The 20,705-nt window shown below is 67.4% G+C and carries 16 protein-coding genes; 4 read left to right on the forward strand and 12 right to left on the reverse strand.

Annotated features, from left to right (window positions below):
- Window positions 1-215 precede the first annotated feature (215 nt).
- The 5 genes from ampD to ACSFA8_RS02070 are packed head-to-tail and all read right to left on the reverse strand — an operon-like array spanning window position 216 to window position 5,039.
- Window positions 216-809, reverse strand: a complete 594-nt coding sequence (ampD, locus tag ACSFA8_RS02050) for a 1,6-anhydro-N-acetylmuramyl-L-alanine amidase AmpD (protein ID WP_435477855.1) — start codon at window positions 807-809, stop codon at window positions 216-218.
- Window positions 802-2,310, reverse strand: coding sequence for a sigma-54-dependent transcriptional regulator (locus ACSFA8_RS02055; protein WP_435477856.1), 1,509 nt, complete (start codon window positions 2,308-2,310; stop codon window positions 802-804). Before ACSFA8_RS02055 ends, ampD begins: the two co-directional genes overlap by 8 nt.
- Window positions 2,311-2,314: 4 nt before the next feature.
- On the reverse strand, window positions 2,315-4,012 hold the full coding sequence (locus ACSFA8_RS02060) for a two-component system sensor histidine kinase NtrB (RefSeq protein ID WP_435477857.1): 1,698 nt from the start codon (window positions 4,010-4,012) through the stop codon (window positions 2,315-2,317).
- On the reverse strand, window positions 4,009-4,248 hold the full coding sequence (locus ACSFA8_RS02065; RefSeq protein ID WP_435477858.1) for a PP0621 family protein: 240 nt from the start codon (window positions 4,246-4,248) through the stop codon (window positions 4,009-4,011). The genes ACSFA8_RS02060 and ACSFA8_RS02065 overlap by 4 nt, the downstream gene beginning before the upstream one ends.
- Window positions 4,245-5,039, reverse strand: coding sequence for a cytochrome C assembly family protein (locus ACSFA8_RS02070; RefSeq protein WP_435477859.1), 795 nt, complete (start codon window positions 5,037-5,039; stop codon window positions 4,245-4,247). Before ACSFA8_RS02070 ends, ACSFA8_RS02065 begins: the two co-directional genes overlap by 4 nt.
- Window positions 5,040-5,238: 199 nt before the next feature.
- Here ACSFA8_RS02070 and ffh point away from each other — a divergent pair, with 199 nt between their 5' ends.
- Both ffh and ACSFA8_RS02080 read left to right on the forward strand, forming a co-directional pair.
- Complete coding sequence (gene ffh, locus ACSFA8_RS02075) at window positions 5,239-6,627, forward strand: signal recognition particle protein (protein WP_435477860.1); 1,389 nt, start codon at window positions 5,239-5,241, stop codon at window positions 6,625-6,627.
- A gap of 51 nt (window positions 6,628-6,678) precedes the next feature.
- Window positions 6,679-7,080 carry a GFA family protein gene (locus tag ACSFA8_RS02080; RefSeq protein WP_435477861.1) on the forward strand — a complete coding sequence of 134 codons (402 nt, stop codon included), beginning with the start codon at window positions 6,679-6,681 and terminating at the stop codon, window positions 7,078-7,080.
- A gap of 131 nt (window positions 7,081-7,211) precedes the next feature.
- Here the strand turns inward: ACSFA8_RS02080 and mdoH are convergent, their stop codons facing one another.
- From mdoH to ACSFA8_RS02110, 6 genes are all read right to left on the reverse strand, one after another.
- Entirely contained in the window at window positions 7,212-9,239 is a 2,028-nt protein-coding gene (mdoH, locus tag ACSFA8_RS02085; RefSeq protein WP_435477862.1) for a glucans biosynthesis glucosyltransferase MdoH, read from the reverse strand.
- Between the two features lie 394 nt (window positions 9,240-9,633).
- Window positions 9,634-11,052: a sigma 54-interacting transcriptional regulator gene (locus ACSFA8_RS02090; RefSeq protein ID WP_435477863.1), complete on the reverse strand. Its 1,419-nt coding sequence runs from the start codon at window positions 11,050-11,052 to the stop codon at window positions 9,634-9,636.
- Window positions 11,049-11,708: a hypothetical protein gene (locus tag ACSFA8_RS02095; RefSeq protein ID WP_435477864.1), complete on the reverse strand. Its 660-nt coding sequence runs from the start codon at window positions 11,706-11,708 to the stop codon at window positions 11,049-11,051. Before ACSFA8_RS02095 ends, ACSFA8_RS02090 begins: the two co-directional genes overlap by 4 nt.
- A gap of 30 nt (window positions 11,709-11,738) precedes the next feature.
- Entirely contained in the window at window positions 11,739-13,166 is a 1,428-nt protein-coding gene (locus ACSFA8_RS02100) for a sensor histidine kinase (RefSeq protein ID WP_435477865.1), read from the reverse strand.
- The gene (gene miaB, locus ACSFA8_RS02105) at window positions 13,166-14,509 is read right to left on the reverse strand and encodes a tRNA (N6-isopentenyl adenosine(37)-C2)-methylthiotransferase MiaB (RefSeq protein WP_435477866.1); all 1,344 of its coding nucleotides are present in this window, start codon (window positions 14,507-14,509) and stop codon (window positions 13,166-13,168) included. The genes ACSFA8_RS02100 and miaB overlap by 1 nt, the downstream gene beginning before the upstream one ends.
- 134 nt (window positions 14,510-14,643) lie before the next feature.
- Window positions 14,644-15,120: a hypothetical protein gene (locus tag ACSFA8_RS02110; RefSeq protein WP_435477867.1), complete on the reverse strand. Its 477-nt coding sequence runs from the start codon at window positions 15,118-15,120 to the stop codon at window positions 14,644-14,646.
- A gap of 205 nt (window positions 15,121-15,325) precedes the next feature.
- Between ACSFA8_RS02110 and ACSFA8_RS02115 the strand changes: the two genes are divergently transcribed.
- Window positions 15,326-16,540: an efflux RND transporter periplasmic adaptor subunit gene (locus ACSFA8_RS02115; protein ID WP_435477868.1), complete on the forward strand. Its 1,215-nt coding sequence runs from the start codon at window positions 15,326-15,328 to the stop codon at window positions 16,538-16,540.
- A complete protein-coding gene (locus ACSFA8_RS02120; protein WP_435477869.1) occupies window positions 16,537-19,698 on the forward strand; it encodes an efflux RND transporter permease subunit in 3,162 nt (1,053 codons plus the stop codon). Before ACSFA8_RS02115 ends, ACSFA8_RS02120 begins: the two co-directional genes overlap by 4 nt.
- Here ACSFA8_RS02120 and ACSFA8_RS02125 read toward each other — a convergent pair.
- A complete protein-coding gene (locus ACSFA8_RS02125; RefSeq protein WP_435477870.1) occupies window positions 19,695-20,705 on the reverse strand; it encodes an alpha/beta hydrolase family protein in 1,011 nt (336 codons plus the stop codon). The two genes, ACSFA8_RS02120 and ACSFA8_RS02125, sit on opposite strands and share 4 nt — an antisense overlap.

Here is a 20,705-nt window from a genome sequence, read left to right on the forward strand (position 1 = left end):
TCACGAGGCTGCCATGTTACAAGGCGGGCTCTTCGGAGGCTGCGCGGCCACAGCGCGCGCCGTTGCTGAACAACTGTGCCACGCCTGAGATCTGATGCGGGTTGCCGGGCATTTCGAGCCCGCAGCCCGCATGGTTGCTAGGCTGTTGCCCTGCAGCATCGAGCGCCGTGTGATTTGCCGGCAGGCATCGCATTCGCGCCCGCGATTGAGAAAATTCAGCGCCGGACGACTCCGTCGGGAAACATCGCGCCGGCCCAGCCGAGCTGATCGTGCAGTGCCGGCCAGTCAAATCCGCTGCCCGGATCCTGCTTGCGGCCCGGCGCGATGTGTTGGTGGCCCGCGATGTACGCAATCGGATAGCGTTGCCCGATCGCCGGACACAGGCTCACCAGCGTTTCATACTGCGCCGGTTCAAATGCCTGGCCCTCCAGCCCTTCCAGCTCGATGCCGATCGAGTCATCGTTGCAATTGGCACGTCCGCGCCAGGCCGACGCACCGGCATGCCAGGCGCGTTCGTCGCAGCTCACGAACTGCCAGAGTGCGCCGTCGCGCCGCACATAGAAATGCGCGGACACCTCGATGCCGCGGATCTGGTCGAAATAAGGATCGGCATCCCAGTCGAGACGGTTGGTGAACAACTGCTGCACTTCGTCGCCGCCATAGCGCCCGGGCGGCAGGCTGATCGAGTGCAGCACGATCAGGTCGACCTGCGCGGCGTCGGGCCGGGGCCCGAAGTTGGGCGACGCGAGGCGGCGGGCGAAGCGATACCAGCCGCCTTGCCAGAGACCGGCGTCCGTCGCCTCACTCATCCGGATTGCCGGCCAGTCCGTCGTCGCCCTGCGGCGTGTTGATGCCGAGCCGCGCAATGCGGTAGCGGATCTGGCGCAGGCTCAGGCCGAGCCGTGCCGCTGCGGCGGTGCGGTTGAAACCGCTTTCCTGCAACGCACGCACGAGGATCTCGCGCTCCTGCTGGTCGAGGTAGGTCTGCAGATCTGGCGGCATCGCGGGCCGGCTCGGGCCGGCTTCGCGCGGCGCCGTAGGGCCGGCAGGCACCGCGGCAGGCGGCGTGGGCTCGAGCAGCGCCACGTTGCTGCCCGTGAAGTCCAGATGCAGTTCGTCGCCGTCATTGAGCGCGACTGCGCGGTGCAGCAAATTCTCGAGTTCGCGCACATTGCCGTCGAGCGGCTGCGTGGCCAGTTGCGCGATCACGTCGGCCGACAACACCGGCACCGGCATTCCGGCGTCGCGCGCAATGCGCGCCAGCAGCGCCGCGCACAGCGCGGGCAGGTCCCCGCGCCGGTCGCGCAATGCCGGCACCGCGATCTCGATCACGTTGAGCCGGTAAAAAAGATCCTGACGGAAGCGGCTGGCCTGCACTTCGGCGTGCAAGTCCTTGTGCGTTGCGCTGACGATGCGCACATCGACCGCATCTTCCTGCGTCGATCCGATCGGCCGGACGCTGCGCTCCTGGATCGCACGCAGCAGCTTGGACTGCATCGCGAGCGGCAGGTCGCCGATCTCGTCGAGAAACAGCGTGCCGCCGCGCGCCGCCTGAAAGTAGCCATCGCGATCGGCTGCCGAGCCGGTGTACGAGCCCTTGCGCGCGCCGAAGAACTCGGCTTCAAGCAGGTTCTCGGGAATCGCGCCGCAATTCACGGCGACGAAAGGGCCCTCGCTGCGCTGGCTGCAGGCATGCACGGCGCGTGCTACCAACTCCTTGCCGGTGCCCGACTCGCCGCGCACCAGCACCGGCGCCATGCCGCGCGCCACCTTGGCGATGCGTGACTTGACCAGCCGCATTGACTCCGACCCGCCGACCAGTCGGTCTAGCGCACCCGCGCCCTGAACCGTCGGCCCCGATGCAATACCGCCGTCCTCGGCGGCCGGCCGGGCCGCCCTGGGGACCGGCAGCTCCTGCGGCTGCAACTGCACGGCGGATGCCACCACCGCGCGGAACTGCTTGAGGTCGACCGGTTTGGTCAGGTAGTCGAAGGCGCCGGCTTTCAGCGCCTCGACTGCGTTCTCGGCCGAGCCGTAAGCGGTCATCACCACGCAGCGCTCGCTGCGCTGGTCTTTCTGGATGCGCTGCAGGATCTCCATGCCAAGGCCGTCGGGCAGCCGCATGTCGGTGATGACGGCATCGAAGCGACCCGCATCGAGGTGTTGCCAGGCTTCCGACACGCTGCCCGCGGCCTCGACGCGGTAGCCCTCGCGCAGCAGCGTCAGCTCATACAGCGTGCGCAAATCGGGCTCGTCGTCGACGACGAGGATCTGCGCCGGCTTGTTCGTGGAAGGGAGAGGAGTGCTCACGCCGCTATTGTGTCAGCCGGGCTTCGGCGCTGGCGAAGGTGACGAAGAATTCGTTGCCCTCGGGCCCCGCGGCCGACAGCGCGCGCCGTTCGTAGCCGATCGTGGCGCCGTGCCGTTCGCAGAGTTCGCGGCAGATGAACAGGCCCAACCCGCTCGAGCGGCTTTCGGAAGAGAAAAACGGCTCGAACAGATGGCGCTGCACGCCCGGCTCGAGCGGCGCGCCATCGCTCCACACCTGCAGCGTCGAACGGCCGCCGGGTTCGACTTCGGTCGCAACCTGGATCGAGCCCTCGCGGTCGCCCGCATAGCGGGCCGCGTTGTCGAGCAGGTTGACGAGGATGCGGCGCAGGTGTTCTACCTCGAAGCGCACGTCGCACCCGACCGCGTCGAGCACCAGCAGCACGCCCTGCCGCTGGGACTGGCGCACCCACTCCTCGGCCAGCGTGCGAACGGTGCTGTCGAGCGCCACCATGTGGCCGAGCGGCAGGACGCGCTGTTGGCGGGCGCGCGATACGTCGAGCACGTCGTCGACGATGCGGGCGAGCCGCTGTGCGTTCTGCTGCACCATCGCGGTGAGCTGGCGGTGAGCCGGGTCGACCAGGTCTTCGCCGAGCAGCGCGCTGGCTTGGGTGATCGCGGCCAGCGGGTTGCGGATCTCGTGCGCGACCGCGGCCGACATGCGGCCCATGGCCGCGAGCTTTTCGGTGCGGATGCGCGCTTCGAGTTCGCGCAGATCCTGCAGGAACATCACGCACAGGCTTTCGATGCGCCGGTCGTTGTCGGGCGTCAGGCGCGTGCGCACGCGCACCTCGCGCGGTGCGCCCTCCGCCTGGGCAATCGGCATTTCCTTCGACTGCGGCGCGCGCCGCGAGAAGGTCTTGCCGGCCACCCTCGCAAGCGGATGCCAGGCCGGATGGGCGTCGAGCGGAAAGGGCAGTGCCAAACCGGCCAGCCCGCGGCCAAGGATCGCGTCGGCAGCCGGGTTGGCCGCATGCACGCGGCCCGCGGCATCGATCACCAGCACGCCTTCGCTCAACGTTTCGATCACGAGGTCATTGACCTGCGCATGCATCTGCGCGGTGCTACGGCTGCGCAGCGCCAGCGCTTCTTCGCGCGCCAGCCGCAGGGCGAGTTGGTGCGCCAGCAGTGCCACCACGAACAGGCCGGTGCCGGTGAGCGCCGCCTGCAGGAAGCGCGTCGACGGGTCGACCGCCTGCGACAGCCACTGCCAGCCGGCGTCGCCGAGCAGCAGCAGCGTGACCGCGGCGGTGGTGCCGAGGCCGACCGACACGGTGCCCAGCACAGCACCCATCAGCACCGGCAGTGCAAACAGCGGCGTGTAGTTGATGCTGCCAGCCTGCGCCAGCTGCAGCACCGTGAAGGTGGCCAGATCGATGCCGATCGAGGCGAACCACGCGCTGCCGAAGCCGCGCATCGGTGGCCGAAAACGCACATAGCGCGTGCCGCATAGCGCGGCGACCAGGTAGGCCCCCGAAAGCACCAGCGCGGTGGTGTGCGGCAGCTGGTTGATGCCGAAGCTCACTCCCTGGAGCAGCACCAGCACGAGGCCGACGAAAGTGCGCGCCGTCATGAAGCCGCGCCAGAGCCGTTGCAGGGCGGGACTGTCGGGCTGGGGCTTGTATTCGAGGCCGCCCCATTCGCTGCCCGGTTCGCCCCGCGACCAAAGCAGGGGAGATGTCATCGCGCGCCGGCCTGCCGGTGCGCAGTGCTGCAGTACACGTCGCCGCCGGGCCCGGTGATCGCGTCGCTCGCCGGCAGATGCAGGCCGCAATGCGCGCAGCGCAGCATCGCCTGGGGTTCGCCGACCTTCGGCGGCGCGGCCTGCGGCGGTGGTGCTTCCTCCATTTCCTCGCGCCGGTTGCGGCGCCAGAGCCAGATCGCCACCGCGATCACGAGGAGCACGATCAGGTATTTCATGCGGTGCGGCCCAGAACGACTTCGAGCACGAAGCGCGACCCCACATAGGCCAGCAGCAGCAGCGCCGCTCCGGCGTAGAGCACGCGCCGCGCGGTGCGGCCGCGCCAGCCGAAGCGGGCACGTCCGATCAGCAGCACCGCGAAAGTGAGCCAGGCGAGCATCGAAAACACGGTTTTGTGATCCCAGCGCCAGGCGCGACCGTACAGCGTTTCACTGAACAGCAAGCCCGCCAGCAGGGTGGCCGACAGCAACACGAAGCCGGCCGTGATGAAGCGGAAGGTGAGGCGCTCCAGCGTCAGGAGGGGAAGGCCGGTCTGCGTTTGGGCGGCCAGCCGCATCTGCTTTTCGGTGCGGGTCATGAGCCAGGCGTGCACCACGGCCGCGCCGAACAGGCCATACGATGCAAGTGCCAGCGCGATGTGCAACGGCAGCCAGGGGGAACTGCCCACATCCAGTGGCGTGCCCTGGAACTTTGCCGCCAGCAATGCCGCACCGCCGCCGAGCACTGCCAGCACGCGCCGAACCGTCAGTTGGGGGTACAGGCGGCTTTCGATCGCATAGACCGTCAACACCAGCCAGGCGGTGACGGAGATGGCCGGCGCAAAGCCGAACTGCTTGAGCCCGATCAGCTCCCACGCCAACGCAACCCCGTGCAGCAGCCAGGCCAGCCCCAGCAGCCACTGCGTGGCCGACCGGCCCAGGCGGGGCGCCGCGACGGCGGTCACGCCATAGGCCGCGGCGGTGGCGATACCCAGTGCCACGCCGAGCGGGGAGGGGCTCGCTAAAATCATGGCGCGAGTTTACTGGCCCCCAAGCTTCGCGCACTTCGTGTCGCTGCGCCAACCCCCTCGCCGGGGGCAACACCAGCGGCCCGGCGGAGCCGGTTCCGCGGTGTTCCGCGAAGGAGTCAGGCTCGTTGATACTGAGTCCTGTTTTCTCGTCCTCTACGCCCTTTCCATCCGGCCCGCTGCAGCGGGCACCAAGGCATCCATGGCCACCGCACTTACCGAAAAATTCTCGCGCCTCGTCAAGCAGGTCAGCGGCCAGGCCCGCATCACCGAAGCCAACGTGCAGGACATGCTGCGCGAGGTGCGCATGGCGCTGCTCGAAGCCGACGTGGCCCTGCCCGTGGTGCGCGACTTTGTCGCCCGGGTGAAGGAAAAGGCACTCGGTCAGGATGTGCTGGGTTCGCTCAAGCCGGGCCAGGCGCTGGTCGGCATCGTCAACCGCGAACTGGCCGCGACCATGGGCGAGGGCGTGTCGGACATCAACCTCGCCGCGCAGCCGCCGGCGGTGATCCTGATGGCCGGCCTGCAGGGTGCGGGCAAGACCACCACCACGGCCAAGCTGGCCAAGCACCTGATCGAGAAGCGCAAGAAGAAGGTGCTCACGGTGTCGGGCGACGTGTACCGGCCGGCCGCGATCGAGCAGTTGAAGACAGTCACGAAGCAGGCCGGTGCCGAATGGTTCCCGAGCACGCCCGACCAGAAGCCGATCGACATCGCACGCGCCGCGATCGACCATGCGCGCCGCCACTTCTTCGACGTGCTGCTGGTCGACACCGCAGGCCGGCTCGCGATCGACGAAGTGCTGATGACCGAAATCAAGCAGCTGCATGCCGAGCTGAACCCGGTCGAAACCCTGTTCGTAGTCGACGCGATGCAGGGGCAGGACGCTGTCAACACCGCCAAGGCCTTCAAGGACGCACTGCCCCTGACCGGCATCATCCTGACCAAGACAGACGGCGACTCGCGTGGGGGCGCGGCGCTGTCGGTGCGGCAGATCACCGGCGTGCCGATCAAGTTCGCCGGCACCAGCGAGAAGATCGACGGGCTCGAGGTGTTCGATGCCGAGCGCCATGCCGGCCGCATCCTCGGCATGGGCGACATCGTGGCGCTGGTCGAGCAGGTCACGGCCGGCGTAGACGTCGCGGCAGCGCAGAAGCTGGCGGCCAAGGTCAAGAGCGGGGCAGGCTTCGATCTCGACGATTTTCTCGGCCAACTGCAGCAAATGAAGCAGATGGGTGGGCTCTCCAGCATCATGGACAAGCTGCCCCAGCAGATGGCGGCCAAGGCCACCGACGCCGACATGACCCGCGCCGAGCGCGACATCCGCCGCAAGGAAGGAATCATCCAGAGCATGACGCCGCTCGAGCGCCGCAAGCCCGAGCTGCTGAAGGCCACGCGCAAGCGCCGCATTGCCGCCGGCGCCGGCGTGCAGGTTCAGGAAGTGAACCGCCTGCTCAACGAGTTCGAGCAGATGCAGACCATGATGAAAAAGATGAAGGGCGGCGGCCTCATGAAGATGATGAAGCGCATGGGCGGCATGAAGGGCATGCCCGGCATGGGTGGCCCCGGCGGGCCGAAGCTGCCGTTCTGAACCTGCCGATCAACCGCGAGAGGTACATTCGGCTCGCACCGGAGATCAGGCATGCTCAAGACGTATCACGGCAGTTGTCATTGCGGCGCCGTCCGATTCGAGGCGGAGCTTGACCTAACGCAGAGCACCTATCGCTGCAACTGCTCGATCTGCCGTCGAACCAGGTTCTGGCCAGCGGTCGCGAGGCCTGAGGGATTTCGCCTGCTCACCGGCGAAGCAGACCTGACGAAGTACCTGTTCAACACGAGGAAGAATGAACACTACTTCTGCAGGCACTGTGGCGTGCGCGCGTTTGGGGTTGGAACTGAAACACCGATCGGACTTATGTACGGTGTGAACCTGGGCTGCCTCGAAGACGCTTCCGACGAAGAACTCGCCAACGCACCGGTGACCTATGTGGATGGCCGGAGCGACAACTGGGCTAATGCGCCCGAGTTCTTCCGCCATCTCTGAAACCCATCCATCCGGCAGGCGTGCGGCCTGACCCTTCCATCGGGGCGAGCGCCGAGCCAATGCAAGACCGCGCGAGCACCAAATGGAAAAGCCCGCCGAAGCGGGCTTTTCTATTGATGAGGAGCGTCGCGTCAGACCGCTGCCAGCGCCGGACGGGCCAGCCGGCTGGCATGCAGCCAGGCGCGGCGCAGCACGGCGGGGGAGCGCGACTCTTCCGGAATCAGCAGGTAGCCGCGTTCGCGCAGCGTGGTGCCCATGCCGATCTGGCTGGTCAACACGGTCAGCGGGATCGCCAGCAGCAGCGGCAGGCCAACCGGCATGAGCCAGATCAGCGCGCTCGGGTCGATCAGCGCAATGCCGAGGGCCAGCGCCACAACCACCAGGCTCATCGGAGCCAGCGTAGCCGCAGCATCACGCCACGGCACTGCGTTGGCTTCCCGCGGAGGCGACTTCCAGTCGAGCTTGATGCCGGTGAGGGCGACCACGACGAACAGCGAGTGCGCAATCATGCGAACCGGGGCTTGCACGATGGCCAGCGCGCTTTCGAGCGACGCGCTCTTCACCAGGCCCCACAGGCCGCCGTACTGGCGCTGTTCGCCACGCATCATCACTGCGGCGATGCCGAGCACGCGGGGCAGGAACAACAGGCACAGGGTCCAGACCCACAGGCCGGCCAGTTCGGCAGGCAGCGCGCTCCAGCTCGAAACGAGGCTGGAGCCGCTGAGCCACAGCGCGGTGCCGAGCGTCAGGAATGCCAGCCACAGCGGGGCCGACACATAGGCCATGGTGCCGGTCACGAACATCGCGCGGTGCACCGGGTGGATGCCGGGCTCGGCCATCAGGCGGGCGTTCTGCAGGTTGCCCTGGCACCAGCGGCGGTCGCGGGTGAGTTCAGCCAGCAGATCGGGCGGTTGCTGCTCGTAGCTGCCGACCAGGTCGGACACCAGCCACACGTGGTAGCCGGCACGGCGCATCAGCGCGGCTTCGACGAAGTCATGCGACATGATGCCGCCCGACATGCCGCCGGTGCCCTTGATCGGGGCCAGGGCGCAATGGTCCATGAAGGGCTGCACACGGATGATCGCGTTGTGGCCCCAGTAATGCGATTCGCCCAGTTGCCAGAACTGCATGCCCAGCGTGAACAGGCGGCCCGTCACGCGGGAAGCGAATTGTTGTGCGCGGGCATGCAGCGTGACGTGGCCGATGGCCTGCGTCGCGGTCTGGATGATGCCGGCGGTGGGGTTGGCTTCCATCAGCTTGACCATCGAGGTCAGGCAGTCGCCGCTCATCACGGAATCGGCGTCGAGCACGACCATGTAGCGGTAATCCTTGCCCCAGCGGCGGCAGAAGTCGGCCACGTTGCCGGCCTTGCGGTGCGTGCGGCGGGTGCGCAGGCGGTAGTAGACCTCGACCTGCGGCTGGTTCGGGCTGTCGGCCAGGGCGGCGCGCAGGTCTTCCCAGGCGGCGCGCTCGGCGGCAGCCGTTTCGGGGTTGTAGCTGTCCGACAGCACGAACACGTCGAACTGTTTGGCATGGCCGGTGGAGGCGACCGATTCGCAGGTGGCGCGCAGGCCGGCGAACACCGTGGCCACGTCCTCGTTGCAGATCGGCATGATGATCGCGGTGCGGGCTTCCGGGTTCATCGGGTGGTCGGCCACGTGCTTGGCCGAGAGCGCGTGCTTGTCACCGCGCACCGAAACGTAGAAGCCCATCAGCGCGGTCACGAAGCCGGTCACGACCCAGCCCGACAGCAGTGCGTACAGGCCGATCTGGCCGTATTCGAGCCAGAGGTTGTCGTAGTCGGGTTGAATGCCGGCAAACAGGGTTGCCGCGATCACGGTGCTCAGCAGTGTCAGCGCCATGAAGGCGAAACGGCGTTGTGCGGCAGCGTGTTGCCACGGTTGGGCTGCCGGTGCGCCGGCCGAAGCCGCAGCGCGCGGGCCAGCGGCACCGAGCTTGACCAGCATGGCGGTGCCGATGCTGTTCCAGAAACCGCGCCAGGGGCGGGGCGCCATCGAACCGCGGTTCATCGGCGGGGCCGTGACCGAGTTCGGGTGGCGCTCTTCGCGCAGCAGGCCGCTGCGCGCCGACACCGGGGCTTGTTCGTCAACGATCAATGTATCGAGGACGTTCATTTGTGAGAAGTCGTTGGGCTTCATGTTGTCGGCTTACCAGTGTTGTTTGGTGGAGGCGGGGGTGTCGCCAATTGCCGGAAAGCGCTTGAACACGCAATCCGGTGCCGCGCCGCCCGAGGCGTCGTGCGCGCCGAGCTGATGTCCCGCGCCACGGGGCCGCAAGAGTGAAAACTGCTTTTGACGCAGGCCATCGCGCTGCGGACGCAGTGCGAAAGAAGGGCTGGAATGTGCTGTCATGCCTCTACAGGGGCAAACCCTGTGCCAGCATGGAAAAGTCGTTTCAGATCAACGACCTGGGCTGATTTTTTGGGCCGGAAAGCGGGTTTTCCCGGAACCGGGGGCGCCAAACCCCCATTTTTGTCGCCAAACCCCGACAAGCTATCGAAGCGTGGTTGCCAAACCCAATAAAATCAATAACTTAGGTGCGTCGCTCGTCAGCGACAGGCTCGCCGGGCGCGCCGCCGGCGTCGACCTTGAACAGGCCCGGCGTCAGCTCGTGCTTCTGCAGGAGGCGGTAGAACTCGGTGCGATTGCGGTCGGCCAGACGCGCCGCATCGGCCACGTTGCCGTCGGTCAGCTTGAGCAGGCCAACCAGGTAGTCGCGCTCGAAACGCTGCTTGGCCTCGGCATAGGTCTGCACTTCGACCGTCGGCACCCGCAACGCGCGCTGCACCAGCGCCAGCGGGATCAGGGGCGAACTCGACAGCGCGCAGACCTGTTCAACCACGTTGAAAAGCTGGCGCACGTTGCCCGGCCAGGCGGCCGTGGTCAGGGCCTTGAGCGCCTCCGGCGCAAAACCCGAGAGCCGCTTGCCGTATTTGGTGGAAAGCCGGTGCAGGAAGTGATTGGCCAACAGCGGGATGTCTTCGCGCCGTGCGCTGAGCGGCGGCAAGGTCAGCGTGACGACGTTGAGCCGGTAATAAAGGTCTTCGCGGAACTGGCCGGCTTCCATCGCGACGTCGAGGTCGCGGTGGGTGGCGGAGATGATCCGCACGTCGACCGCGATCGACTGGCTGCCGCCCAGCGGCCGCACCGCGCGCTCCTGCAGCACCCGCAGCAGCTTGACCTGCAGGGCGGGCGGCATGTCACCGATTTCGTCGAGCAGCAAGGTGCCGCCGTCGGCCTGCTGGAACAGGCCCTTGTGGTTGGCGTGGGCGTCCGTGAAGGCGCCTTTCATGTGGCCGAACAGTTCGGACTCGAGCAGCGCCTCGGGAATCGCGCCGCAGTTGACCGCGACGAACGGCTTTTCGGCGCGCGCGCTGGCACGGTGGATGGCGCGCGCCAGCAGTTCCTTGCCGGCGCCGCTGTCGCCGCGCAGCAGCACCGACGCATCGGATTTGGCGATCATGCGGGCTTCGGCCAGCACCTCGGCCATGCGGTTGCTGCGGCTCACGATCTCGGCGCGCCAGCTTTCGTCGCTGCCCTTGCTCGGCACGCTGGCGGGTGCGCCGAGCGCGAGCGCCTGGCCGATTTTCTCGAGCAGCTCGCGCGCGTCGTAAGGCTTGGTCAGGTAGGTGAAGACACCGCGCGCGGTTGCCTCCACCGCATCGGGAATGGTGCCGTGCGCGGTCAGCAGGATTACCGGCAGCGAGGGATGGCGCTTCCGGATCTCGTCGAACAGTGCGAGGCCGTCGCGGCCCGGCAGGCGCACGTCGCTCAGCACCAGCTGCGGATGCTCGATTTCGAGCTGCGTGAGCGCCGATTCGGCCGAGGTCACGGCCGTGACCTGGTAGCCGGCCGAATTGAGCCGCATCGACAGCAGCCGCAGCATGTCCGCATCGTCGTCGACGACCAGCAGCCTTGCGCCCGGCGTTGAAGAAGCGGTTGCGGTGCTCATGGTGGTGGCTTGGCGCTGCTGGTCGGCGGTGCAGCTGCGGGTGCGGCCGGGGCCGGCGCGGGCGGGTTGTTGGGCCGCGCGAAGCTGCGCTCGATGGCGCGCAGGGCTTCCATGCGATCGTTCAGCTGGTCGATGCGGCGCTGCGCGTCGCGCACCTGCTGCGCCTGCCGGTCGCGGTCGTCCTCGACGCGGCGTTGTTCAAAGTAGCGCGAGGTGAGCACCCGTGCCAGCGGATGCAGCGCCTGTGCCTCGGGTGAGGGGTTGGCCATGACCCGCTGCATCAGGCCCGCAGCGCGCGCCAGATCGGCCGACACGCGCGTCTGGGCCAGTGCGAGCGCGAGCTGCATCTGCGTGGTGGGAGAGTCGGCCGGGTCGCCGAGCCGGGCGATTTCGGCTGCGAGGTCGTTGCCGTTGAGCGGGCGCACTTTGTCGGCATACGCCAGCATCATCGCGATCGGCGCGGGGCTGCCGGGCGGTGGCGGCGTGAGACGCGACGCCGGCGCCGCAGGCTCGACTTCGACGGGCAGCACGCGCGGCGCGGGCGCGGGCGGCGGCACCAGGGCTTCGGCCGGTGGCTGGGGGGGCGCGGCGCAGCCGGCCATCAACATGGCGGTTGCCGCGACCAGGGCGCTTTTGCAAACAGTCTGGAACAACATGAATCGGGGGCTTGGAAAATCCGGGTGCGCTCAGTTGGAGCGCGGCAGTTCGATGCGAAAACGCGCACCGGGGCCACTCGGCAGCAGGCTGATATGGCCACCGTGTGCAGCAATGTACTCCTGCACGATCGACAGGCCGATACCGGTGCCTTTGACCGCATGCTCGGGTTGCCGTTCGCCACGGTAGAAGGGTTCGAAGATGCGGTCGCGATCTTCCGGCGCGATGCCGGGGCCGGCGTCGTTGATGTCGATGCGGGCCAGGCCCGGCGCGCTCGACACCACGATGGTGATGGTGCCGCCCCGTGCCGAAAAACGGATCGCGTTCGACAGCAGATTGGCGATCGCGGTGCCGAGCTTCACCGGGTCGACCGTGACCGTGAGCGGCTCGCCTTCGGCCCGCACCTTGAGGCCCTGCGACTGCCATTGCAGCCGCTGTGCGTCGATCTGTTCCTCGGCCAGGCTCAGCAACTGAGTCCGCTCGCGTCGCAGCTCGCGCGCTTCGAACGCGGCTGCATTGAAACGCAGCAGGGCTTCGATCTGGCCCTGCAGCGCCACCGTGTTCTGCTGGAGGATCTGCGCAACCTCGCGCTGGGCCGGGTTGAGGGCGCCGGTCACGCCGTCCTCGAGCAGTGACACGCCTTCGCGCAGCGCGGCCAGCGGGGTCTTGAGCTCATGCGAGACATGACGCAAAAAGCGCGCCTTGTCGGCGTCGAGTTCGGTCAGCCGCAGCCGCAGCCATTCGAGCTGCTGCGACACGCGCCGCACGTCGGCCGGGCCGCGGATGTCGATTGGCTCGTCCAGCCGGTTCTGGCCGAGTCCGACGATCGCGCGCTCGATGCGCTTGAAGGGCCGCGCCAGCCAAATCCCGAAGGCCAGCGCCAGCGTCACCGCGAGCCCGCTGGCGGCCACCACCTGCCGCATCAGCCGCCGGCCGGCGTTCTCGATGCGTTGCGCCAGCGCGTTGTTGCCGGTTTCGATGAGAAATTGCGCCTGCTGCGCGATATTGGTGTTGAGTCCGTCGAGGTCTCGGAACTGCAGCGCCATGGTGCTTTCGCGCGTGAGGGCGGTGTCGGGGGGGCCGTTCATCAGGCCCTCGATCACACCGAGCTGCGCGCGCCAGGCGTCGATCGATGCCGGCGGCAGGCCGTTGTCGACCAGCTTGCCGACCACTTCGTTGGCGTCGCGCGCCGCGTCGTTGAACCGGCGCCGCAACACCGCATCGTTGAGCACCAGCGACTGGCGCGCCGCACGCTCCATCGCTGCACTGCGCTCGGCCAGCGACTGGGCACCGCCCGACAGCGCGAGCGCACGCGACGCCGCATTGCGGCTCTGGGTCATGAGCGCGTCGTACTGGAACAGCGAACGCAGCGCGACACCGACCAGCAGCGCCGTGATCAGCAGGAACGCAAAGAGCAGCAGTTGCTGGAACGAGCCGCGCGCGGAGTGGGTGGCCGGCATCAGGCCGCGAGCGCCAGCTCGCGCGTGAGCACTTCGCCGCGCAGCGTGTAGGCGAGCGAACGCGTGATGCGCAGGTCGACCATCTGGCCGACCAGGCGGGCGTCACCGGCGAAATTCACCACGCGGTTGCACTCGGTGCGGCCCATGAGTTCGGCGGCGTCCTTGCGCGAGGCGCCTTCCACCAGCACGCGCCGGGTCTGGCCGACCAGCGCCTCGCCGAAACGCTTGACGTTGCTGTCGATCACGGCTTGCAGCTGCTGCAGCCGCGCCAGCTTGACCGCATGCGGCGTGTCGTCGTGCAGTTGAGCGGCCGGCGTGCCGGGGCGGGGGCTGAAGATGAAGCTGAAGCTGGCGTCGAACTCGCAGTCGGCGATGAGCTTCATCATCTTCGCGAAGTCTTCGTCCGTCTCGCCGGGGAAGCCGACGATGAAGTCGCTGCTGAGCGCCAGCCCGGGCCGGATCGCGCGCAGCTTGCGCACCGTGCTCTTGTATTCCATCGCGGTGTAGCCACGCTTCATGGCCATGAGGATGCGGTCGCTGCCGTGTTGCACCGGCAGGTGCAGGTGGCTCACCAGCTGCGGCACTTTCGCGTAGGCCTCGATCAGGCGCGGCGTGAACTCGTTTGGGTGGCTGGTGGTGTAGCGGATGCGCTCGATACCGGGGATTTCGGCGATGTACTCGATCAGCAGCGCGAAGTCGGCGATCTCTGCCGTGTCACCCATGCGGCCGCGGTAGGCGTTGACGTTCTGGCCGAGCAGCGTGACCTCGCGCACGCCCTGCTCAGCCAGGCCCGCGACCTCCACCAGGACGTCGTCGAGCGGCCGGTTCACCTCCTCGCCGCGGGTGTAGGGCACCACGCAGTAGCTGCAGTATTTGGAGCAGCCCTCCATGATCGAGACGAAGGCGGTGACGCCGTCGACGCGCGCCGGCGGCAGGTGGTCGAACTTCTCGATCTCGGGAAAGCTGATGTCGACCTGCGGGCGGTTCAGGCGCTCGCGCTCGTTCAGCATCTCGGGCAGGCGGTGCAGGGTCTGCGGGCCGAACACGATGTCGACATAGGGCGCGCGGGCGATGATGGCCTCGCCCTCCTGGCTGGCCACGCAGCCGCCGACGCCGATCTTCACGCCCTTGGCCTTCAGGTGCTTCACGCGGCCGAGGTCGGAGAACACCTTCTCCTGCGCCTTCTCGCGCACCGAGCAGGTGTTGAACAGGATCAGGTCGGCCTCGTCCACGTTCTGCGTCGGCTCGTAGCCCTGCGCGGCGCTCAGCACGTCGGCCATCTTGTCCGAGTCGTACTCGTTCATCTGGCAGCCGAAGGTTTTGATGAAGACTTTTTTGCTCATGGGGTCACCTGTCATGGGAACGCCTGCTTGCTATGCGGTTGATAGCCGGTTCCGCAGGCTGGAGGGGCGCTGTCGCGCGCATTGGCATGGAATACAGCGGTGCCGGGAGCACCGCGGAGCACTTGGGTGCGTGCTTATTCGCCGTACTTCGGCAACTGGTCGAACGGCGTCTTGCCGTCGTCGCGCGGGCCGCTGTTGGCCACGAAGGGCCAGAAATTCAGCAGCGGCTTTTCGGCCGATTGGCGCTTGACCACGGCCTCTTCGGGCGTCAGCACCCAGACCAGGGACACCAGTCCGGCGGCATCGCGCGTGTAGTTGACCAGCAAGTTTTGGCCGGTGATGGCAGCCGGCATCATCAGCATGTTTTGCGGGCTACGGATGCGCGCACCGGGCGCCAGACGTTCCGACTGCCCGTCGAGCAGGATCTCGGGCGCGTTGACGACCTGGAATTTGCCGCGCAGCGTGCCGGTCGGGAAGTTGCGCCCGCCGTTGGCGGCCTCGTTCAGCTCCTGGGCCTTGGCTTCAGGGGTAAACAGGCCGCCAGCGCCTGCCAATGCGAGGCAGAGCGCTATTAAAATGTGAGCATGCAGGGAGTTATTGCAGCGGTTCATGGGGTATATCCAGAGGCTGTGGGAGCGGCGATTCTAGCGGCGCCGCCCGGCTCGCCGGCAGGTGCAGGCGGGCGTGTTGCACAGCCGCTTTACTTATCTTTACGGCTGCTATGGACGACATCCCCGGCGCACTGCTCCAATAGTCACATTCGTAAACAAAAGTTGGCCTTTTGATGATGCAGCCGACACCTCGCAAGCCCGTTCCATGAAAAAGAATGCCGCCCTGGCCCTCTCGGGTGTGTTGATCGTGGCCGTTGCCGGTGGCAGCTGGTGGTGGTCGAGCCAGAAGGGGCGTGCCGCTGCGCCGGCGAACTCTGCGGCATCCGCCGGTGCGCCGGCGCTGGTGACCCTGGCCCAGGCAGTCAAGCAGACCGTGCCGGTGACGGTGCAGGTCAACGGCAGCGTGGTGTCGCTCAACAGCGTCGACCTTCGGCCGCAGGTGACCAACACCGTGCGCGAGGTGCACATCAAGGAAGGCCAGTTCGTGAAGGCGGGGCAACTGCTGTTCACGCTCGACGACAGGCCCGACCAGGCGAACCTGGCCAAGGCCCGTGCCCAGCAGCAGAAGGACGAGGCCACCCTGGCCGACCTGGATCGCCAGTACAAGCGCAGCCAGGAGCTGGTGGCGCAGAACTTCATCGCCAAGAGCGCGGCCGATTCCACGCTGTCGCAGCTGGAGGCGCAGAAGGCGGCGGTGGCGGCCGATCGCGCTGCCGTGCAATCGGCGCAGGTGGCACTGGGTTATGCCACGTTGCGCGCGCCGATCGCGGGCCGCATCGGCGCAGTCAACATCTACCCCGGCAGCCTGGTGCAGCCGACCGCTTCGCTGGTCACGATCACCCAGCTCGACCCGATCGCGGTGAGTTTCCCGGTGCCCGAAGGCCAACTGCAGGATCTTCTGGCGGCCGCGCGCGCGCAGGCACCGGTCGAGGCGCTGGTGGCCGGCCGCAACAAGCCGCTGGTCGGAGCGCTGAGCTTCGTCGACAACACGGTCGATCCGCTGATCGGCACGGTGCGCGCCAAGGCCGTGTTCGCCAACGAAGACCAGGCGCTCTGGCCCGGCCAGTTCGTCGACACCCGCGTCGCCGTGCGCACGCTGCGCGACGCCACCGTGGTGCCGGCCGCGGCGATCATGATGCTGACCGAGGGCCCGTCGATCTATGTGGTCGACGCCGAACAGAAAGCCACGAGGCGCAAGGTGCAGACGCTCTACACCTTCGGAACCCAGGTCGCGGTCGGCGGTGTTCAGCCCGGCGAACTGGTGGTGATCGAAGGCAAGCAGAACGTGCGGCCCGGCGGCAAGGTGCGCGTGGAAGCACCCGCAAAACCGCCGCAGCCGCCCGGCGCAGCGCCCGCAACCTCGCCGGCGTCGATCTCGCCCGCGCAGTCGGGAGCCCTGCCGGCGCAGGAGCGGGCATGAACATTTCGGAGCTGTGCATCCGCCGTCCCGCGATGACGGTGCTGCTGTCCGCCGCGGTGGTGGTGATCGGCATCTTTGCCTACTTCAGCATCCCGGTGGCGGCGCTGCCCAGCTACAACACGCCGGTCATCAACGTCAACGCGCAGCTGCCCGGCGCCAGTCCGGACACTATGGCCTCGTCGGTCGCGCTGCCGCTCGAAAAGCAGTTCTCGACCATTCCAGGCCTGCAGACCATCAGTTCGATCAACACGCAGGGCGTGACCTCGCTGACGCTGGAGTTCGTCAGCTCGCGTGACATCGACGCGGCCGCGGTCGACGTGCAGGCGGCGCTGCTGCGGGCGCAACGCCAGCTGCCGGTCGAGCTGACCCAGCTGCCGTCGTACCGCAAGGTGAACCCGGCCGATGCGCCGGTGCTGTTCATCGCGCTGCAGTCGGATTCGATGAACCCGGCCGAACTCAACGACTATGCCGAGAACCTGATTTCGCCCACGCTCTCGACCATCGAAGGCGTGGCGCAGGTGGCAGTGTTCGGGCGCAAGGCGTTCGCGGTGCGCATCAAGGCCGACGCCAACCTGCTCAACGCGCGCAACATCACGCTCGACGAGTTGGCCAACGCGGTTCGGCTGGCCAATGCCAACACGCCGGTCGGCGTGCTCGATGGTCCACGCCAGACGCTCACCATCCAGGCCAACGAGCAGATGCTGAAGGCGGCCGATTTCGCCCGCGTGATTGTCGGCCAGCGCAACGGTGCGCCGGTGCGGCTCGACGAGGTGGCGGCCATCGAAGACAGCTTCGAGTCGGTCAAGACCGCCAGCAGCTACAACGGCCGCACCTCGATCACGCTGGCCGTGCAGCGCCAGCCGAACGCCAACACGGTGCAGGTGGTCGACGCGGTGCGCGCGCTGCTGCCGCGTTTCAAGGCCGAGCTGCCGCAGTCGGTCGAGATCAACATGGTCAACGACCGCTCGCTCTCGATCCGCGAGGCGGTGCACGACGTGCAGCTCACGCTGATCGGCACCATCCTGCTGGTGGTGCTGGTGATCTTCCTGTTCCTGCACCGGCTGGTGGCCACGCTGATTCCGGCCGCCACCATTCCGATCTCGCTGATCGGCGCGGTCGCGCTGCTCTACGCGTTCGGCTATAGCCTGGACAACGTCTCGTTGCTCGGCATCACGCTGGCCGTGGGGCTGGTGGTGGACGACGCGATCGTGGTGCTCGAAAACATCATGCGCTATGTCGAGAAGGGCATGGAGCCGATGGCGGCAGCGCTGCGCGGCGCGCGCGAAGTGGGCTTCACCATTGTCTCGATCTCGATCTCGCTGGTGGCGGTGTTCATTCCGATCTTCTTCATGCCGGGCGTGATCGGCCTGCTGTTCCACGAGTTCGCGGTGGTGGTGGCGCTGGCGGTGCTGGTGTCGGCCGTGGTGTCGCTCACGCTGGTGCCCATGCTCGCCAGCCGGCTGCTCAAGCAGGTGCAGCGGGCGCCCGGCGCACTCGACCACGAGGAAGAGCACCCGGAGCCCGGCACCGCGATCGGGCGCGCTTTCGAGCGCGGCTACCGCGCCTTGCACGGCGGCTACATGCGCTCGCTCGACTGGACGCTGCACCACCGCCTGCTGATGTTGGGCCTGGCCGGCCTGACCTTCGCGCTGACGGCGTGGCTGTTCATCACGATTCCCAAGGGCTTCTTCCCTGAGGAGGACATTGGCCAGATCCAGATCACGACCGAGGCCTCCGAGGACATCTCGTTCACCGCCATGAAGGTGCTGCAGGACCGGGTGGGCGAGGCCATCATGGCCGACCCGAACGTCGCCTACGTGAGCTCGTTCGTCGGCGTCGGCGGTCCGACCGCCACCCAGAATTCGGGCCGGCTGTTCGCGGTGCTGAAGCCCCGCAGTCAGCGCGCAAAGATGCCGCAGGTGCTCGAATCGCTGCGCCAGCGCTTCCGCCAGATTCCGGGCATCGCGGTCTACATGCGGCCGGTGCAGAACCTGCAGCTCGGCGGGCGCCAGAGCAAGGCGCGCTACCAGTACACGCTGCAGAGCGTGAGCGCTGGCGCCATGAGCGAATGGGCCGACAAGATGATGGAGCGCATGCGCGCCGACAACGACTTCCGCGATGTGACGAGCGACTCGCAGAACCGCGGCCTGCAGGCAACGCTCGACATCGATCGCGACAAGGCCGGCGTGCTCGGCGTGCAGGTCGGCGACCTGCGCACTGCGCTCTACAACGCCTATGGCGACCGCCAGATCGGCAGCATCTACGGCGCCAGCAACACCTACCAGGTGATCCTGTCGGCATCCGACAACGACCGCCAGTTCGAGCAGGACATGGCGCGCCTCTCGGTGCGCAACAAGGCCGGGCAGCTGGTGCCGTTGACGGCGTTCTCGACCGTGCGGCGCACCGTCGGGCCGACGGCGGTCAACCACCAGGGCCAGTTGCAGGCCATCACGCTGTCGTTCAACCTCGCGCCGGATGTGCCGCTCGGCAACGCCACCGCGAAGATCGACCGGTTCAAGCAGGAGATCCGGATGCCCGAGTCGATCATCACCAGCTACGGTGGCGACGCGGCGGTGTTCCAGAGCTCGCAGGCCAGCCAGGCCGTGCTGCTGATCCTGGCGGTGCTGGTGATCTACGTGCTGCTGGGCGTGCTGTATGAAAGCTATATCCATCCACTCACGATCCTGGCGGGCCTGCCGTCGGCCGCGGTCGGCGCGCTGTTGTCGCTCAAGCTGTTCGGATTCGACCTCACCCTGATCGCGACCATCGGCATCCTGCTGCTGATCGGCATCGTCAAGAAGAACGCGATCATGCTGATCGACTTCGCCCTCGATGCGCAGCGCACCGAGGGCATGCGGCCGGTCGACGCGATCCGCGAGGCCTGCCGCCTGCGCTTTCGCCCGATTCTCATGACCACGCTGGCGGCGCTGATGGGCGCGCTGCCGCTCGCGCTGGGGCTCGGCGCCGGTGCCGAACTGCGCCAGCCGCTCGGCGTGGCGGTGGTCGGCGGCTTGATCTTCTCGCAGGTGATTACGCTCTACATCACCCCCGCGATCTACCTGGCGTTGGACCGTTACAGCGGCACCGGCCCGCTGCAGACTCTGCCGGGCGAAACCGCGTCAGCACAACATCCCGCCACCAGTGCGGCGGCGAGCTAACCTGCGGTTGTTCTGGTAGAGCCTTGCGCTTGCCCGTCAGGCGTTGCAGGTGGATTTGTCGGCTGCCGCGCGTTGTTGGGTAGCGCACCGGGCGCGTCGAGCAGGAGGCCGGGGTCTTGGCCACCCGGCGCTGCTTTGGCGGCCGCATGCTGCTGCCCCGGCGTGCGCCCCCTGGCGACGCGCAGCGCCCACTCGCAGACCACCCCCATGAAAATGCGCTGCGAGGCCAGGGAGGTCAGGCCATGGTCGATCTCGCCCATGAAGCGGTACTCGATCCGCTGTGCATAGGGCTCCGCGGCAAAGCGGCCCAGCTGGTCGCGCCCGTGGTCGCGCACGTGCATCGTGCCGGTGTACAGAAAGAACAGCGCCACGCCGCGGCCCACCAGCTGGGTCATCGAGCGATGGAAGATTTCCTCCGTCACCTCGCGCGGCACGGGCGCGAACAGGTCGGCCGGCGCACGGGCGGCCGCTGCCTTGGCCGAGAACTTGCGCTTCAGCCAACGCATCGTCTTGCCGATCACGGCCGGATTGGTCGGCACCGCGAGCGCACGGTGCAGGGCCAGCTCCAGTTGCGAGCGGCGGCCGGGAAACGCATAGCCATCGAACATCAGGATGCCGACGATGCGTGGATCCACCATCGCGGTGGCCATGCCGTTGGTGGAGCCGGAGCACAGGCCGATCACGATGAAGCGGCGAATGCCGAGCATGGTCTCGACCAGGTTCATCGCCGCCTGCACGTCGAGCACCACCTGCTGCATGAAATGGCCGGCGCCGCTTGGCTGGCCGCTGTCGCCGAGCCCGGCCAGATCGAAGCGGATGCTGCTGATGCCGTGGCCCGCCATCTGTCGCGCGAGCTTGACGTTGATGCGGTGCGGGCCGACGCGGTAGTTGGCGCCCATGTTCAGCATGAGGCAGGCGACCGGTGCCATCTTGCCCTCCGCGTCAGGCGTGCTGACGACGCCAACCAGCGAGCGATCGGGGCCGAAAAGAACCGGTGTTTCTTTCAT

It is taken from the genome of Variovorax nitratireducens (assembly GCF_051216545.1).
In the GTDB taxonomy this organism is placed as follows: domain Bacteria; phylum Pseudomonadota; class Gammaproteobacteria; order Burkholderiales; family Burkholderiaceae_C; genus Variovorax.

Coding starts and splice junctions, on each gene's coding strand:
- ampD (WP_435477855.1), bottom strand. CDS start 809: ATGAGTGAGGCGACGGACGCCGGTCTCTGGCAAGGCGGCTGGTATCGC.
- ACSFA8_RS02060 (WP_435477857.1), bottom strand. CDS start 4,012: ATGACATCTCCCCTGCTTTGGTCGCGGGGCGAACCGGGCAGCGAATGG.
- ACSFA8_RS02065 (WP_435477858.1), bottom strand. CDS start 4,248: ATGAAATACCTGATCGTGCTCCTCGTGATCGCGGTGGCGATCTGGCTC.
- ACSFA8_RS02070 (WP_435477859.1), bottom strand. CDS start 5,039: ATGATTTTAGCGAGCCCCTCCCCGCTCGGCGTGGCACTGGGTATCGCC.
- ffh (WP_435477860.1), top strand. CDS start 5,239: ATGGCCACCGCACTTACCGAAAAATTCTCGCGCCTCGTCAAGCAGGTC.
- ACSFA8_RS02080 (WP_435477861.1), top strand. CDS start 6,679: ATGCTCAAGACGTATCACGGCAGTTGTCATTGCGGCGCCGTCCGATTC.
- mdoH (WP_435477862.1), bottom strand. CDS start 9,239: ATGAAGCCCAACGACTTCTCACAAATGAACGTCCTCGATACATTGATC.
- ACSFA8_RS02090 (WP_435477863.1), bottom strand. CDS start 11,052: ATGAGCACCGCAACCGCTTCTTCAACGCCGGGCGCAAGGCTGCTGGTC.
- ACSFA8_RS02095 (WP_435477864.1), bottom strand. CDS start 11,708: ATGTTGTTCCAGACTGTTTGCAAAAGCGCCCTGGTCGCGGCAACCGCC.
- ACSFA8_RS02100 (WP_435477865.1), bottom strand. CDS start 13,166: ATGCCGGCCACCCACTCCGCGCGCGGCTCGTTCCAGCAACTGCTGCTC.
- miaB (WP_435477866.1), bottom strand. CDS start 14,509: ATGAGCAAAAAAGTCTTCATCAAAACCTTCGGCTGCCAGATGAACGAG.
- ACSFA8_RS02110 (WP_435477867.1), bottom strand. CDS start 15,120: ATGAACCGCTGCAATAACTCCCTGCATGCTCACATTTTAATAGCGCTC.
- ACSFA8_RS02115 (WP_435477868.1), top strand. CDS start 15,326: ATGAAAAAGAATGCCGCCCTGGCCCTCTCGGGTGTGTTGATCGTGGCC.
- ACSFA8_RS02120 (WP_435477869.1), top strand. CDS start 16,537: ATGAACATTTCGGAGCTGTGCATCCGCCGTCCCGCGATGACGGTGCTG.
- ACSFA8_RS02125 (WP_435477870.1), bottom strand. CDS start 20,705: ATGAAAGAAACACCGGTTCTTTTCGGCCCCGATCGCTCGCTGGTTGGC.